The 15,962-nt window shown below is 53.9% G+C and carries 13 protein-coding genes; 12 read left to right on the plus strand and 1 reads right to left on the minus strand.

The features are described from left to right. Positions 1-7 precede the first annotated feature (7 nt). The 6 genes from WMO26_RS04685 (at position 8) to WMO26_RS04710 (ending at position 8,659) form a co-directional block, all read left to right on the plus strand. The gene (locus tag WMO26_RS04685) at positions 8-2,989 is read left to right on the plus strand and encodes a TraG/VirB4 family ATPase (protein WP_349218497.1); all 2,982 of its coding nucleotides are present in this window, start codon (positions 8-10) and stop codon (positions 2,987-2,989) included. A 74-nt stretch (positions 2,990-3,063) separates the two neighbouring features. Beyond that, positions 3,064-3,606 (plus strand): DUF5697 family protein, encoded by a 543-nt coding sequence (locus tag WMO26_RS04690; protein WP_349218498.1) that lies wholly within the window; start codon positions 3,064-3,066, stop codon positions 3,604-3,606. After that, positions 3,603-4,265 (plus strand): DUF6100 family protein, encoded by a 663-nt coding sequence (locus tag WMO26_RS04695; protein WP_349218499.1) that lies wholly within the window; start codon positions 3,603-3,605, stop codon positions 4,263-4,265. Before WMO26_RS04690 ends, WMO26_RS04695 begins: the two co-directional genes overlap by 4 nt. 141 nt (positions 4,266-4,406) lie before the next feature. After that, the gene (locus WMO26_RS04700) at positions 4,407-5,528 is read left to right on the plus strand and encodes a hypothetical protein (RefSeq protein ID WP_349218501.1); all 1,122 of its coding nucleotides are present in this window, start codon (positions 4,407-4,409) and stop codon (positions 5,526-5,528) included. Continuing rightward, entirely contained in the window at positions 5,519-7,411 is a 1,893-nt protein-coding gene (locus WMO26_RS04705; protein ID WP_435431549.1) for a VirD4-like conjugal transfer protein, CD1115 family, read from the plus strand. The genes WMO26_RS04700 and WMO26_RS04705 overlap by 10 nt, the downstream gene beginning before the upstream one ends. Before the next feature lie 18 nt (positions 7,412-7,429). Then, positions 7,430-8,659 (plus strand): S1 RNA-binding domain-containing protein, encoded by a 1,230-nt coding sequence (locus tag WMO26_RS04710; protein WP_349218503.1) that lies wholly within the window; start codon positions 7,430-7,432, stop codon positions 8,657-8,659. 29 nt (positions 8,660-8,688) lie between these two features. Here WMO26_RS04710 and WMO26_RS04715 read toward each other — a convergent pair whose 3' ends face one another. Then, entirely contained in the window at positions 8,689-9,186 is a 498-nt protein-coding gene (locus WMO26_RS04715; RefSeq protein WP_349218504.1) for a hypothetical protein, read from the minus strand. A 40-nt stretch (positions 9,187-9,226) separates the two neighbouring features. On the opposite strand from WMO26_RS04715, the gene WMO26_RS04720 reads away from it, so the two are divergent. The 6 genes from WMO26_RS04720 to WMO26_RS04745 all read left to right on the plus strand — a co-directional run bounded on the left by WMO26_RS04720 (position 9,227) and on the right by WMO26_RS04745 (position 15,961). Further along, complete coding sequence (locus WMO26_RS04720) at positions 9,227-9,499, plus strand: hypothetical protein (protein ID WP_349218506.1); 273 nt, start codon at positions 9,227-9,229, stop codon at positions 9,497-9,499. Positions 9,500-9,574: 75 nt separating this feature from the next. Further along, a complete protein-coding gene (locus WMO26_RS04725) occupies positions 9,575-13,576 on the plus strand; it encodes a SpaA isopeptide-forming pilin-related protein (protein ID WP_349218508.1) in 4,002 nt (1,333 codons plus the stop codon). 236 nt (positions 13,577-13,812) lie between these two features. Next, positions 13,813-14,148, plus strand: coding sequence for a hypothetical protein (locus WMO26_RS04730; RefSeq protein WP_349218509.1), 336 nt, complete (start codon positions 13,813-13,815; stop codon positions 14,146-14,148). Between the two features lie 34 nt (positions 14,149-14,182). After that, complete coding sequence (locus WMO26_RS04735) at positions 14,183-14,593, plus strand: zinc-finger-containing protein (protein WP_349218511.1); 411 nt, start codon at positions 14,183-14,185, stop codon at positions 14,591-14,593. 39 nt (positions 14,594-14,632) lie between these two features. Beyond that, positions 14,633-15,247, plus strand: coding sequence for a sigma-70 family RNA polymerase sigma factor (locus tag WMO26_RS04740; RefSeq protein ID WP_349218512.1), 615 nt, complete (start codon positions 14,633-14,635; stop codon positions 15,245-15,247). Positions 15,248-15,343: 96 nt separating this feature from the next. Continuing rightward, entirely contained in the window at positions 15,344-15,961 is a 618-nt protein-coding gene (locus tag WMO26_RS04745; protein ID WP_349218514.1) for a hypothetical protein, read from the plus strand. Position 15,962: the final 1 nt, after the last annotated feature.

Genomic DNA, 15,962 nt, shown 5'->3' on the forward strand with positions numbered 1-15,962 from the left:
GGATTCCATGAGCAAACCCAAAGACAATGAATTTGAAACCTACTATATTCCGCCGAACTTTATTGAGGGTTCCACCCTGTTCGGCGGGCTTTTTAAGCTGCGCAACGCAATCGAGGCCGGTATCCTTGCCGTAGGGGCAGGCCTGCCGGTTTTCCTGCTGGATATACCACTGACGACGCGGATCATTATTCTGTGCCTGACCGCCCTTCCCCTGGGCCTTCTGGGGCTGTTCGGCGTATCGGGAGAATGCCTGTCGTCCTTTATCTTTGCTTTCTTCAAATGGATAAAAAACCGGCGTGTGGTAGGAATCGTCCCTGAAAAGGAAACGCCGGCAAAGAAGGTGAAAAAAGAAAAGCCGGAAAGGAAAGCGGCCCGTGAAGAAAAGAAGGGTGAGGACAAGGAGCCTTCCATGATGGCCGAGATTCTGGGCGTTATCCGGAAACGGTCGGCTAAAAAGGAAAAGCCGGCGCCGGAGGCAAAGGAAGAAAAACCGCGGAAACAAAAACAGCGGGAGGAGAAACCGCGGCCGCGCCGGCAGCAGGCCGGGACGGATTTTTTGAACCCGGCGGCCGCTTACCTCCCCATTGATAAGATTGAAAACGGCATTATCTATACCAAAGACCACCGGTATATCAAGGTGATCGAGGTGGTGCCGATTAACTTCCTGCTGCGCAGCGCCAGGGAGCAGCGCAGCATTATTTATTCCTTCATCAGCTATCTTAAAATCAGCCCGGTCAAAATCCAGTTCAAGGTGCTGACGAAACGGGCGGATATCAATAAGCACACGGAAATCGTGAAACAGGAAATGGAACGGGAGACAGACCCCCACTGCCGGATGCTTCAAGAGGATTATCTGAAGCTGGTAGGGCGCATCGGCTCCCGTGAGGCGACTACCCGGCGCTTTTTCATCGCCTTCGAATATGAGGCGTTCGGGCGCAGGGGCGGGGACGAGGAAGCGGACGCTGTATCGTCGCTGCAGGTTGCCGCCCGCACGGCGGTCAATTACCTGAAACAGTGCGGCAACGAAGTGCTGATGCCGGAAAATGAGGACGAATTTACGGTAGATGTGCTGTATAACATCCTGTGCCGGCAGGAAAGCTCCGACGTGCCGCTGTCCTCCCGTGTGGAGGAGGTCGTATCCCGGTATGTGGAGCAGGGGAAAAGCACCGACGCTATCCCCTGCACGGAGTTTTTCGCTCCAAAAACCATTGATTTTACCCATGCCAAATACCTTTGCATCGACGGGCTGTACCATTCGTACCTGCTGATCCCGTCCGACGGGTACAAGTCCCGCGTAGCAGCCGGGTGGTTGAGCCTGTTGGTTAATGCCGGCGACGGCATTGACATCGACCTGTTTCTGGCGAAACAGCCCAAGGAACGCATGGTGCATAAGCTGGGCCAGCAGCTCCGGATCAACCGCTCCAAAATCAAGGAGGCTAGCGACACGAACACCGACTTTGACGATTTGGACGGGGCAATCCGCAGCGGCTACTTTCTCAAAGACGGGCTTGCCAACAACGAGGATTTCTACTATATGAATCTCCTTATTACCATCACCGCCGAAACGCCGGAGGATCTGGAATGGCGCGAAAGGGAAATGCGGAAGTTGCTGGTATCCCAGGATTTGAACGTCTGCGCCTGCCCTTTCCGGGAAGAGCAGGCGTTCCTTTCAGCCCTCCCCCTCACCAGCCTGGAAAAACACCTGTTTGGGCGCTCCAAACGCAACGTCCTGACGGCCGGGGCGGCAAGCTGCTATCCGTTTACGGCTTTTGAGCTGTGCGACGACAACGGAATCCTGCTTGGAACCAACAAGATTAACAATTCTCTGGTTATTGTGGATATCTTCAATTCCAAGGTCTACAAAAACGCGAATATGGCGATTTTGGGGACCAGCGGGGCCGGCAAAACCTTTACCATGCAGCTGATGGGGCTTCGGATGCGGCGGAAAGGCGTCCAGGTATTTATTATTGCGCCGTTAAAAGGCCATGAATTCCACCGGGCCTGCAAAAACATCGGCGGCGAGTTTATCCAAATCAGCCCGGCATCGAAAAACTGTATCAACGTTATGGAAATCCGGAAAACCGATACGTCGGCGGACGAGCTGCTAGACGGCGGCGCTTTGGAAAAATCGGCGCTGGCTTCCAAAATCCAGCAGCTACACATCTTCTTTTCCCTTTTGATTCCGGATATGGACCATGAGGAACGGCAACTTTTGGACGAGGCGCTGATTAAAACCTATAACAAAAAGGGCATCACCCACGACAACGCTTCGCTGGACGACCCGCGGAACCCAGGCCACTACCGGGAAATGCCCATATTAGGGGATTTGTATGAGGTGCTGTCCGCTTCCCCGGAAACCAGGCGGCTGGCGAATATCCTGAACCGACTTGTTCATGGCTCCGCCCGTTCTTTCAACCAGCAGACCAACGTGGATTTATCCAACAAGTACACCGTGCTGGATATTTCGGAACTGAGCGGTGACCTGCTCACCGCCGGTATGTTTATCGCGGTCGATTTTGTCTGGGACAAAGCAAAAGAAAACCGGACGGTGGAAAAGGCCATCTATATCGACGAGTGTTGGCAGCTCATCGGCGGCGGGGGAAACCGACTGGCGGCAGAATATGTGCTGGAGATTTTCAAAATCATCCGGGGCTACGGCGGCAGTGCGATCTGCGCCACACAGGACCTCAACGATTTCTTCGCGCTGGAGGACGGCAAGTATGGAAAGGGAATCATCAACAACTGCAAGACCAAGGTAATCCTCAATCTGGAGGACGAGGAGGCGCAGCGCGTCCAGAATATCCTCCACCTTTCCGAAGCGGAGGTCATGGAGATTACCCATTTTGAGCGCGGCAACGGGCTTATCAGCTCGAACAACAACAACATCACAGTGGAGTTCAAGTGCAGCGACTTGGAAAAATCCCTGATTACTACCGACCGGCGGGAATTGCAGGAGCTGCTGCGGCAGAAGGAGGGAATACAGGCTTAACACGGACGGAATACGCATTACCCGGCTGTATGCGGATTTTTTACGGATTTAATACGTATTAAAGGAGATGGAAAATGGTGAAAACCAGAGAACAGCTGTACGGCAAAGAGGCGGCCTGCCTGCTGCGGGATATATCCAGCTACCACTGTATCCGGCGCGGGCAACTGTACCGGCTCTATCCACATAAGGACAGGGGGGTGCTGGATAACCTGCTGGGCTATCTTGTGAAACAGGGGCGGGTTTTCTATAGCCCGCGGATCGATATTTACTATGACAGCCCGGACTTTGAGACAGACTGGGAAATGCTATCGGCTTTATGGGTACTGGCGGATTTCGCAGACCGGGCGGAGTATCACTCCCCCGATGATTTCCCAGTCAAAATCATCTTTTTTGCGGGCGGCGAGGTTTATGAGGTTATCTGCGTCCCTCCGGATAAGGAAACGCTGGTGGAGCACGCGCTCGCCCGGTCCGGGGAAGAGGGCGGCAGGCGTATCCTCATTGTCGAGGGGGCGGAGCAGATCGCCCGGCTCCGCGTCCCGGGCACGGCCGCTTTCTGTACGGTATCCGACACGGGCGAAATTCAGTATTTTAAACAGAAACAGGAGGAACCTTATTGAACCGAGCGCACATATCGCAATACATCAACGGGCTGCTGGAGGATATCTCCAAGCTGTCCAATACGCTTTGCGCGATGAACCGGACCGATATTGAACGGTATCCGGAAAATTATGGGCTGCTTTCCACGGACGCCGCCCTGCACAGCGAACTGATTGCCTGCAAAATGCGGCATTTGATTTATGAAAGCACGAATATGAAAAAAGCCGAATACCTCACTTCCGCCGGCGTTGTGCAGGGGATCCGAGTTTCGGAGGAGGATGGCGTATTAAACATATTCCTCCCCTGCCTGGTCCCGAAGCGGAAAGGAAGGAAAAGCTCCGAGTTCCTGAGCGACCCGCTGTATTTTACTATGAACCAGTATGCGGACAGCCACACGCTTCCGAAGTTCGGCCACTGCGTCGTCTGCTTTTCCCACATTTACAGCAAAGAACGCCCTTTATCGCGGGTACGGGATTACGACAACTTGGAATTAAAACAGATGCTGGACGTGATCGCCGCTTTCCTCATGGAGGACGACAGCGGGCTTTTGTGCGACGCCTACAACACGACGGAAATCGGGGACCGGGATTGCACCTGTATTTCCGTGATGGGAAAAGAACGCTTCCCGGAATGGATAAAAGAGCGTGAAAACCGCCTGAAATCCATATCCGATTTTTAGGCTTTTTCGGGCCCCCGGAACAGGATACCGGAAAAACGCCGGGAAAGCGCGTCCTTCCGGGCTGTTCAGGGCAATACGAAAAGGCGGGTTTTACCCAGGTTAATCGCGGCTGGGTAATTTTTTAGAAGGGAGGCGAACGCCATGCAGTCCCGACAAACCCTCCCCGGCAGACAGACGGCCGCTTACCGGATTTTAGAGTTTGTCGCCCTGTCCGGCGAGTTTCCCACAGACCGGCTCTCCCGTCTGCCCGGTGGAGAGGCATATAAGGCCCATGTCATACAATCTCTTAAACAAAAACATTTACTCCGCACCTTTTACAAGGACGGCCTGCGCGGATACCGCCTGACAGCAAAGGCAAAGGGGCTTCTCACAGCGGACCGGCCGGAGCGGTTCCTTCCGTATCTGGCCGGTGCCGCGGAAACCAACCATATCAAAAGTGAACCGGCCCGGCGGCAGCGGCTACACCGGATAGCCGAAACCGCCGCCACCATGCAGAATGCGGGCGCCGCTATTTTCCCTGATGAAAAACCGGAGGTGTTTTCCCCGGCTTGGGATGGACGCCCGCAGATTTTCATCACGGCCCCTGCTTTTTACAATTCCCGCGAGATCAAGGAACTGGGAATAGAGGCCGTAAAAATCAAGGGTGCGCGCTCGGCCGGTGTCCTGCTGACAGAAAGCGCCGTCTTTGTGATATATAACCTGGGCGGCTCCCTGATGAAATGGCAGTACCGGGCAGAAATGCGGACCAAGGCGCTGATGCAGACAATCCTTTGCCGGGAACGGCTGCCGGAGCAGTACGCGCCGGAGGATGTGAAGGGACTGCTTTTGGGGGACAATATGGAGCTGGCCGCTACTATCCTTTCGGGGGAGGGCGGCAGGCAGTACCTGCTGCTGGACGGAAGCTACGAACATTTTTACTATTTGACAAACGACCGCAGGGGCGAAAAGCTGCTGCGGATGATGTGCAACGCAGAACTGTCCGAAGAGCTGGAAGCCCTTCTGTTAACGGATTTGTGGGAGAAGGACGAGGGGCTTCCCATAGAAAACGACGCCATCGACGGCAGCGGTAGTCCTGTCCTTTTCGCCTACACCTGCGACCTGCCCCGCATCCGGCGGTTTGACACGGCGCTCCGGCTCCAGAATAAAGCCGGCACGCTGATCTGCTTTGATTTTCAGGCGGAAGCCCTCCGCCGCTGCTGCGGGGAGCAGGTACGGTTTCAAACCATCAACTTTGAAAAATGGGAAAGGAGATTTTGCATATAAGACGCAAAAGGCTGTTTTCGATTCTGCTGGGATTCCCGCCCCTTCTGTTTGCCCTGCTTTACGGAGGCGGGTACATCGCGCAGTTTATCCGCAACTATACCATATGGAAAGACGCGGGCGGCACACCCGGCTATGGAACATCGCCGGAAATGCCGACATTTTCGTTGTCCGCCTGCCTTGCGGCTATGTTCAGTTTCCCGTATGGGATCATCGGCGTGCTCATCTGCGCCGGTGTACTGGCCCTGCTCATTGTCATGGTGATGCGGATGGGCTATGGGGACACCGGGGAGTACGATAAGGAGCGGAATTTCATCTATTCCAAAAAGGGCACCTACGGCACATCGGGTTTTATGTCCGAAAAGGAAGCAGAAGAGGTGCTGGACTTAACCTCCAGCCTGAAAAAGCATACCGGCGCCATTCTCGGCACGCTGAACGGTAAATACGTCTGTGTGCCGGAAGAAAGCCGGCTCAACCGGAATATCGCCGTATACGGTGCCAGCGGTTCGATGAAGACCAGGGCCTACTGCATCAACCGCATCCTTCAGGCGGCGGCACAGGGGGAATCCCTGATTATCTGTGATCCCAAATCCGAACTGTACGAAACAACAAGCCAGTATCTGCGGGAACAGGGCTATACCGTCCGGGTGTTCAACCTGGTATCCCCGGAGAACTCGGACGCCTGGGCCTGCCTTTCGGAAATTGAAGGTGACGAACTGATGGCCCAGCTTTTCTGCGACGTTATTATCAAGAATACCGGGGATGAACGGGGCGACCACTTCTGGGACAGCGCGGAAACGAATCTCCTCAAGGCTTTGGTTTTGTATGTGGAACGGGGCTACCCGGAGGGGCGGAAAACCATGGAAGAGGTCTACAAGCTGCTCACCCATACGGCGGAGCAGGAATTGAAAAACCTGTTCGACCTGCTCCCTTCCTCCCATCCGGCCAAAGCGCCGTTCGCAATTTTCCGGCAGGCATCCGATACGGTGCGCAGCGGCGTTATTATCGGGCTTGGCAGCAGGCTGCAGGTGTTCCAAAACAAGAAAATCTGCAATATGACAGGGTTTGATGAAATAGACCTGGAACTGCCGGGGCAAAAGCCGTGCGCCTATTATGTGGTCAATTCCGACCAAGACAGCACCTTTGATTTCCTTTCCTCTTTGTTCCTGTCCTTTTGCTTTATCAAGCTCGTCCGCTACGCTGACAAAAACTGCCCCGGCGGAAAGCTACCGGTCCCCGTCCATGTGCTGGGTGAGGAACTGACGGCCTGCGGTGTCATTCCGGATTTGTCCCGCAAGATCAGCGTGATCCGTTCCCGCAATATTTCCATGAGCTGCGTGTTTCAGAATTTAGCGGGGCTTCAGAACCGCTATCCGCAAAACCAGTGGCAGGAGATATTGGGAAACAGCGATATCCAATATTTTTTGGGCTGTTCCGATCCGTTGACAGCAGAGTACATCAGCGAGCGGTCCGGCGAGGTATCCGTCCATGTGCAGAGCAAGGCAAAGCAGCTTGGCACATGGCGGGTGAGCAACTACACGCCGGAATACCGGGAAACTAGCGGCGTCGGGCGGCGCAGGCTGCTGACGATGGACGAGGTGCTGCGGCTCCCGGTATCCCAGGCGTTGGTGATTATCCGGGGGCGGAAAATTTTAAAGGTGGATAAGCTGGACTATACCCTTCATCCGGAGGCTTCCAAGCTTCACCCCTGCAAGGCTTCCGCCCATGTTCCGGAATGGGGCAAATCTCAGCGAAAGGAGGTGGATGCTCCGCAGCCCAAACAGAAAAAACGCGCCGTACGGAAACCAAAGCCGCCGGATGCGCAGAAATCTCAGCCGGGCGTTGTCCCGGCGACCAAGGACGATATCATGTCGTCCGAGCACTAAATTTATAGGAGGTAGCCTATGCCGAAAGAAACAGAAAATTTAGAAGCAACCGGGGAATTCACGGAACAGCCTGAACTCCCGGCCGCTGAAACGGAGGAAGCAGATGGACAGACAGACGCCGCGTGGGAGCCGGTTTCAGAAAACGCCGAGGATCCTCCCGCCGAAGCCATGGAAGCGCCCAAGCCGAAACGCACCCGCCGCAAAAAAGCGGCTGTTGAGGAAACCGATCATGTACCCGCCCCTGAAGCACCGGAGGCCGCACCCACAGAGGAAACCCTGCCGGCCAGTGAAGAGCCGGCCGCTGGGTCCCCTGTTTCAAAACCAGATCCCGCGCCGCCGCGTTCCTCGCCAATCCTGACACTGGAGGCGGGAACCGATGTGGAAACCGAAGAAAGCCTTGCGGATATTGTCTGGCATGAAATCCACAATGCCTACCGCACCCGGCGGATGCTGACCGGGAGGCTGGGAGGCCTGGAGCAGACGGACAGCGGGAAGACCGTCGCTGTGGCGGATTACAAGGGTTTCCGCATTGTAATCCCATTGAAAGAGATGGTGATGGGGTATCAGAACAATCTCACCGGGGACGAATATACGGCGATGATCGTGCGGCAGCACAAGCTGTTAAGCCGGATGCTGGGCGCGGAAATCGACTTCGTTGTAAAGGGGATTGATTCCAAAACCCGCAGCGTTGTCGCCAGCCGCAAGGAGGCCATGCTGAAAAAGCGCAAAATCTTCTACATGGACACTGACGACGCCGGGGAATACCGTATTTATGACGGCCGGATTGTCCAGGCAAGGATAATCGCCGTCAGCGAAAAGGCGGTCCGCATCGAAGCGTTTGGCGTGGAAACCACTGTGATGGCGCGCGATTTGTCCTGGGACTGGATCGGCGACGCCCGCGAACGCTTTTCGGTAGGCGGACAGGTACTGGCGCGTATCCTCAGCGTAAAGCGGGAGGATATCGAGCATATTTCCATCAAAGCGGACGTCCGAAGCGTATCCGGCGCAAGGCAGGACAATCTCCGCCTGTGCCGGGTCCAGGGCAAGTATGCCGGGAACGTTACCGACGTCCACAAGGGCGTGGTGTATATCCGGCTTGCCAACGGAGTCAACGCCATTGCTCATTCCTGCTACGACCGCCGCCGTCCCGGGAAAAAGGACGACGTCAGCTTTGTCGTTACCGGCATTGATGAGGAGCGCGGCGTGGCTATGGGGATCATTACCCGTATTATCCGCCAAAATCTTTAATTGTTGAAAAACGGCGGCGTTTGGTCGTATTATATAAGCAAAGACGAAAAATTCCATAGTTGGGAGGGATGCTCCATGCGTAAAATCCTCTTCGTCTTGCTTGCCGCTTTGCTGGCGGCCATGACAGGCTGCCGGTCAGAGGCGCCGCCGGACGCCGCCGTTTCTTCTTCACTGCTGGATTCAGCGGGAACAGCCTCCGGCACGTCTTCCGTGGCGCCCAGCCGGAGCGAGAGTGCTTTGCCGGAGGGGCCGTCCGCTTCAAGCAGCGGCAGTTCCCCCATCCAGTCTCCCGGATCTGCGGAGGGCCGGGCCCCTTCCAGCCGGCCGGGTACGGCTTCCAGGGAAGCCGCCGCGTCTTCGGAGCAAAAGCCGCCGGCCACACCGGAACAAACCAATCCGCCGGAAAGCGCCGGCAGCGCTTCGTCCGCGCCTGCTCCATCAAGCACACAGCCGGCGCCGTCCCCAGAAGAGGAAACTCCAGCGCCGGAACCGGAAGCATCTGAGCAGCCCGCGCCGGCAAAAAGCATTTACGATTTCCCCTTCGATATCGAACAAATCAAGGCGGAAATGGTACAAATCGGGGAAACTGAAATGGGCTGGGCCCATCGGGTGCAGTATCAGGATGGAACATTGATAACCCCGGACAACTCTTCGTGGGGTACAGTTGTCGTTGGAAATCAAAATATACAGGGGGAACGGCTGAAAACACAGCTTTATGATTTAGTGACGCTTTACACAGATGAATATATGGAAAGCTGCGGAGGAAATCCGATTACCTCTTTTACCATCTATATTGAACCAATGGAAAACGGAGCGTATGTATTCTATTTACTTTACTGAAAATTAAATATCTGCAACAAAGGACATTCCGATTAAGGGATGTCCTTTTTGTTTAGAAAGGAAGGTTTTTTGCCTATGAAGAAAAGCATCTCAGCCAAAGGGAAAAAACTAATGGCGGTGCTGCTGACTGTTGTTATGCTGATAGCGGCAGTCCCTTTAAACGCTTTCGCATTTGACTATGCCAGTGGTGAAAAAGTATTAGCCCGTGTAGGTCGGCAGTTTGTGGGCTATGACGGTTCCAAGGTCTACAGCAACCCGGACGATTACGCCCTGCGCTACCGTTCCGACGGCAGCACCTATTTCCAGGCGTATGGCGGTTCGGCCGCCCGCGGGCATCTGTATCTCTACACACAGTTCAATACAGACGAACAGTGGGTTTACTGTATTGAGTATGGCGTGGACTTTGGAAGCGGACAGAACTATATTTCTGAGAATGGAAATAATTCAGATTATTTTATGAATCTTCCTATTGTTGCCCGAGATGGTATTCGTCTGGCGCTGGCAAACGGCTGGCAGCCGGGGAAAGCCCTTCCCATTTCCGGAATCAATGACGACGACTTTTTCTACGCCACCCAGGCAATTATCTGGGAGTACCAGCAGGGGCTGCGGAAAAGCCCCACGAAACTGGTGGACAACGGCCCGATCAAAGCCGACCAGTTCTACAAGGCCATCAAGGGGACAAGCTACGAAAGGGCCTATCAGTGGATTTTACAGCAGATGTCCAAACATGCGACTGTCCCCAGTTTCTCCAGCACAGACAGAGAAGATGCGCCGACGTATGAACTGAAATACGACAGTTCCACGAAAAAGTACAGCCTCACTCTGACAGACAGCAACAATATCGGCGTCGATCTGGAAAAAGTCGGCGGCGGGGATGTGAGCGTTACCCGGAAGGGGAACCAATACACCTTTACCTCAACCGAAATCATTCAAAATCCAGTTCTCTTTGAGTATAAGAAAAATATTGCGCTTCCCAATAACCCACTTCTTTTATGGGGAACGCCGGGCTATCAAACAATGGTAACCGGCCTGGATGACCCGGTCCGGTTCTATGTAAACATCAAAACCGAAGCGTTCGGCAGCGTCAAGCTGGTAAAAACCAGCGAGGACGGAAAGGTGGAAGATATCCCGTTCCACATTTCCGGGGAAGGCGTCGATCAGGATATCCGCACCCAGGCGGACGGGACCTTCCTGCTGGAAAACCTGCGGCCGGGCGTTTATGAAGTAACCGAGCTGACGGAGGATAAATATGAGCCGCAGGCAACCAAACGGGTGACGGTTCTTCCGGGCCAAACGAGCACTGTGACCTTCAGCAATACCCTCAAGCGCGGGGATTTGACCGTTACCAAAACCGCTGAGGACGGCTTTGTGGAGGATAAGACATTCCATTTGTATGGTACCAGCCTGTCCGGTTTGGCGGTGGATGAATATGCAGTAACCGATGAGCGCGGCGTCGCCACCTTCGAGGATGTTTTGATCTCCGGCGATACGCCTTACACGCTGGAAGAAGTCGGAGTTGAGGAAAAATATATGGTGCCGGAAGCACAGCAGGCCGCGATTGAATGGAATAAGGTAACGCACAAGTCGTTCGACAATGTACTGAAAAAATGGCGTGCCACTCTGACGAAATCCGATATGGAAACGGGTACGGCCCAGGGCGACGCCGGCCTGGAAAACGCCGAATACGGCGTATACAAAGGCGGGCAGCTGGTGGGCAGTTATTTTACCGGGCCGAACGGTGAATTTACAACGGATTGGTATGTCTGCGGCGATGATTGGACCATCAAGGAGATAGAACCCAGCGAGGGCTACCTGCTGAACCCGGAGGTTTACCATGTCGGTGCGGAACCGGAGCTGTACGAACTGGAATACAACGAAATCGCGGTGGACGCGGGTGAACAGGTGATCAAGGGCCGCGTGGCGGTCCTGAAGCACAGCGACGACGGTTCCACAGGGGTTGAGACGCCGGAGCAGGGCGCGGAGTTCCAGTTGTTCCTGCGTGATGCCGGCTCCTATGAAAACGCGGAAGAAACCGAACGGGATATCCTGATTTGCGATGAATACGGATATGCGGAAAGCAAAGACTTCCCATACGGCTGGTACCGGCTTCATCAGACAAAAGCCGGCGTACCAGGGACCGAGTTTATCAAGGATATTGACATTTTCATCTCCGAAGACAGGCAGGTCTACCGGTATCTGCTGAACAACGCGCAGTTTGAAAGCCGCGTTAAGGTTGTCAAAAAGGACGCTGAAACCGGAAATACGGTGCCGCTGGCCGGACATGGCTATGAACTGTACGATCCGGAAGGCAATCAAATCACCATGACGATTACCTACCCGGAAATCCAGGAAATCAGCACCTTCTACACTGGGGAGGACGGCACGCTGATTACCCCTCTCAGCCTGCCCTACGGCAAAGGCTATTCGCTGGTTGAAGTGGAAACGGTGGAGCCCTATGTGCTGGACTCTACCCCGGTATATTTCAACATTGTGCAGGAAGACGCCAGTGAAGAGGACGGCGTGACCGTCGTTGTGGTAGAAAAAGAGAATATGCCGCAGAAGGGTACCATTTCTCTTTACAAGGATGGCGAAGTGTTTTCGAGCGTTTCCACCGCCGGCGGCGAAGACAGCCCGCTGCTCTATCAGCCGGTTTATGACAAGTCCGGACTGGAGGGCGGCGTGTATGATGTGGTCGCTACCGAAGATGTGATTTCCGGCGGCGTGCTCCGTCACCACAAAGGCGATACGGTAACTACTCTTACCACTGGACCGGACGGCTGGGCAACCAGCGAGCCGCTTTACCTATCCACCTATCAGATTTTTGAACGAAAAGCGCCCTACGGCATGACGCTCAATCCGAACCCGATTACGGTCACACTGAGCTATGCCGGCCAGCATGTGGAAATCACCACTGCTGAGGCGCATATTACGAACGAGCGGCAGCGGGTAGAAATTGACCTGCAAAAGATTCTGGAACAGGACGAAATCTTCGGGCTTGGCATGAATGGCGAAATCCGGCACGTTGCCTGGGGGCTGTATGCCGCTGAGGATCTGACGGCCGCGGATGGCAGCACTATCCCGGCGGACGGCCTTTTAGAGATTGTTTACTGCGATGAAAACGGCAAGGCGGCTTTCCAAACGGACGTGCCTGTGGATTCCAAACTGTATGTCAAGGAATACGCCACCGATAGCCACTATATCATTTCCGATGAAAAGTATCCCGTTGAATTTGCCTACCAGGGACAGGATACGGCAGTTATCCATATCAGCGTGAACGACGGTGAGGCGATTGAAAATGAGCTGATTCGTGGGGACATCTACGGCTTAAAGGTCAGCGAGGACGGCGAAGGGATTGCCGGTGCGGTCTTTGGATTGTTTGCCCCGGATGAAACCGAGTTTACGGAAGAAACCGCTTTCATGACTGCTGAATCCGACGAATCGGGTGAATTCGCCTTTTTGAACGTCCCCTTTGGCGACTGGGTCATCAAGGAATTATCCTGCCCGCCGCAATTTGTCCTCTCCGGCGAATTGTTCCAGGTGACGGTAAGCGAGCAAGATCAGCGTATTGAGATCGAGGCGGTCAACAAATGGATTACCGGCTCGGTTCAGACTACCAAGGTGGACGCGGCATATCCGGAAAACCGCCTGTCTGGCGCACTGTTCGGGATTTATCTGGATGTCAACGGGAACAAGGTTTTTGATAAAGGCGTCGATACCTTCGTGGAACACCTGGAGGAAACCGAAACAGGCGTCTACCGGCTGGATGGGCTGAGATATAACGGGTACTTTCTCTACGAGGAGAGCAGCCCGGAGGGATTTGTCAAGGATGACCGCTACTATTACTTTGAAATCAGCGAAAACGGCCAGGTTGTCCTAATTGAAAACGAGGCCGGCGTTGGCTTTATCAACCAGCCGGTCACACCGGAACAGCCGGAGGAACCGGAAGAACCGACCGAACCGCCTAAAACCGGAGACACGTCAAATCTCTGGCTGTGGGTAGGGGCCGCTTCCGCTTCCCTGGGGATCATTATCCTCGTGTGTATTAAAAAACGCAAAAAACAGACGCTTTCCAAGTAAGCGGCAGAAGGACGCCGGGGCATTCCAAACGGGGTGTCCCGGTTTCTTCTTTTCCCCTTGAAAGTGCCTGCTGGGGGGATCTTTAAAGAAAAAAGGGATAATAATAGTAGGAGGTATTTTTTGCACATGCTTGTCGATAGAGATGCCCTGAAAGGGGCGCCAAGGGGATCTTTGGAAAAAAATCGAATAATAATAGTAGAGGGTATTTTTTTACCCGTCCTAAAATTGGAGGGAAAATGAACAATCAGATTTTACAGCTGTATGCATTTCTCCAGGCGTCCCGCGGCAACTGGCGGAATGCCATATGGATCGAATGTAAATTTTGCTTATATAAGAACCAGCAGTGCGATGAGTATTTGCTGGCGGCTGACCGGAACGGCGCCCCGCTTGTCTTTTCCGTGGAGCAGTTCCGGCGGCTCACAGGAGATACGCCGGTCAAAGACGAATGTATAGCTGTTTTGAGCGAACAGGCTTTTGAAGAGCTGTATTCCTCCTGGCTTCTTTGGCACATAGACTGGCTGAAAGACTGCCGCCTGCGCCAGCTGGCGCAAGGCAAAGAGCCCGCGCTTTAATGCGCGTTAAATCCGTATTCAAACCGTATTGGAGGTGATATTTTTGAAAAAAGTACAAATCCGATGCCCTTACTGCGGGGCGAAAGCCACGCTGCGTCCCTCAAGCGCGGTCTATGGGGACGCGGCAAAAACAGACGGCTTTCTCTATGTTTGCGACCGGTACCCGAAATGCGACGCCTACGTCGCAGCCCACCGAAAATCCAGGCTCCCGATGGGAACCTTAGCCAATGGAGATTTGCGGCATAAGCGTATCGAGGCCCACAAAGCGTTCGACTGGATGTGGAAAAGCGGGCTGATGTCAAAGCGGCAGGCCTACAAATGGATGCAGGCCAAGCTGGGGTTAAGCGAAGAACAGGCGCATATCGCCAAGTTTGGAGAGTACATGTGCGGCCAGCTGATCGATGCCTGTGCGCAGGCATACGACAATATCCGGGCGGCGGCATGAAATACGAGGAGGCGCAAAAAATGGGGAGTGTGAAAGAGTATGGGCGGAAGGACAGTCCTGAATGACAGCCAGCGCCGGTTGGCAGAACAGCATTTGAACATTGTATCCCGGGTTATCTGCCGGTACATCATCGTCAATGAAACATTGTTTGGTTTTGAATATGACGACATTTACCAGGAGGGATGTATATGGCTGTGCAAAGCGGCGGCCAGTTTCCGGCCGGAACTGCGGGTTCCGTTTGACGCATATGCGGAAAAGGTAGTCGCCAACGGACTTCGTACATACTGCCGGTTAATGTACGGGAGGCAAAAGCGGGGCTGCTGCATTCCTTTGGACGCCGATTTGAATATCACGCGGCTTATTTTAGAGCAAGCCCCGTCCCCCGCGTATCATCAGGAAGAGGAACTGCTCGCTCAAATGGACGCCGCGCGGCTCCTGCACCATATGAAGCGGGAGTACAGCGGTACAGCACGGCTTGGCATTGAGGCGATTGAACTGAAACTAAAAGGGTATTCGGGAAAAGAAATTGCGGATATGTACGGCGTCAAACCCAATCTGGTAGGCGCATGGATTTCAAGGGCAAAGCAGAAATTGCGGAAAAACCAGGTATTTGTTTTATGGATGGAAACTTATACGGGACAAGCCGCTTCGTAAAAGAGTATGGAAAGGGTGTTGTTTATGACCAGGTTATTTACAGCTGTAGGCCGCCTTCATATTGAAGGACACGGAAAGGACGGGAAGATTCCTGTTGTGATTTTAAAGAACCGGGAGTACATACTGGATATCCAGGAATTTGTGCTGTGGTCGGCGTTGAATTGGAGAATCCTTCGTCCCGGACAGGTTCAGAATTTGTATTGGGAAAAAGAACAGGAAACCGGATTTTGCTCCTCCCGCAGCTTTGACGACTGCATGAGCCGGCTGACCCAGCGCGGTCTCGTTGCTGAAGGCAGCGGAGAAACAGACGAGCAGGCGCTGTACCGGCTGCTGTCCGATTTATATATCATGCCGATTTCGGAAAATCCGTTTCTCCGCCTTTGTTCTTTTTTCCGGCTGTGCGTGTTTGGAAACGTACCCTACTCCGCGGCGAAAAAGATACTGCGCAGGGATAAGCGCACCGCCGATGAAAAGAAGGTAATCCGCCTTGCCAGACAGGCTCTCCTGTCTACGGCGGAGATCGTCAAGTGCTTTGAACGGAATAAGCTGGATTTTTGCTGTGAGGAAGAGCTTCTGGATACTTTGTATTACGATGAATTTACTACCAGCGATAACATAGCGGACATGGTATCCTGCCTGCCGGAGTGCCGGTCTGTTATACGTTCTGTGGCAAATCTTTATCTGCGCAGGCAAATCATTTTTGAGAGGATATGAG

It is taken from the genome of Solibaculum intestinale (genome assembly GCF_040096205.1).
GTDB lineage: Bacteria > Bacillota > Clostridia > Oscillospirales > Acutalibacteraceae > Solibaculum_A > Solibaculum_A intestinale.

What these genes read in the sequence shown, in the direction of transcription:
- WMO26_RS04685 (WP_349218497.1), top strand. Translation starts at nt 8, where the DNA reads ATGAGCAAACCCAAAGACAATGAATTTGAAACCTACTATATTCCGCCG.
- WMO26_RS04690 (WP_349218498.1), top strand. Translation starts at nt 3,064, where the DNA reads ATGGTGAAAACCAGAGAACAGCTGTACGGCAAAGAGGCGGCCTGCCTG.
- WMO26_RS04700 (WP_349218501.1), top strand. Translation starts at nt 4,407, where the DNA reads ATGCAGTCCCGACAAACCCTCCCCGGCAGACAGACGGCCGCTTACCGG.
- WMO26_RS04710 (WP_349218503.1), top strand. Translation starts at nt 7,430, where the DNA reads ATGCCGAAAGAAACAGAAAATTTAGAAGCAACCGGGGAATTCACGGAA.
- WMO26_RS04715 (WP_349218504.1), bottom strand. Translation starts at nt 9,186, where the DNA reads ATGCTTTTTGCCGGCGCGGGCTGCTCAGATGCTTCCGGTTCCGGCGCT.
- WMO26_RS04720 (WP_349218506.1), top strand. Translation starts at nt 9,227, where the DNA reads ATGGTACAAATCGGGGAAACTGAAATGGGCTGGGCCCATCGGGTGCAG.
- WMO26_RS04725 (WP_349218508.1), top strand. Translation starts at nt 9,575, where the DNA reads ATGAAGAAAAGCATCTCAGCCAAAGGGAAAAAACTAATGGCGGTGCTG.
- WMO26_RS04730 (WP_349218509.1), top strand. Translation starts at nt 13,813, where the DNA reads ATGAACAATCAGATTTTACAGCTGTATGCATTTCTCCAGGCGTCCCGC.
- WMO26_RS04740 (WP_349218512.1), top strand. Translation starts at nt 14,633, where the DNA reads ATGGGCGGAAGGACAGTCCTGAATGACAGCCAGCGCCGGTTGGCAGAA.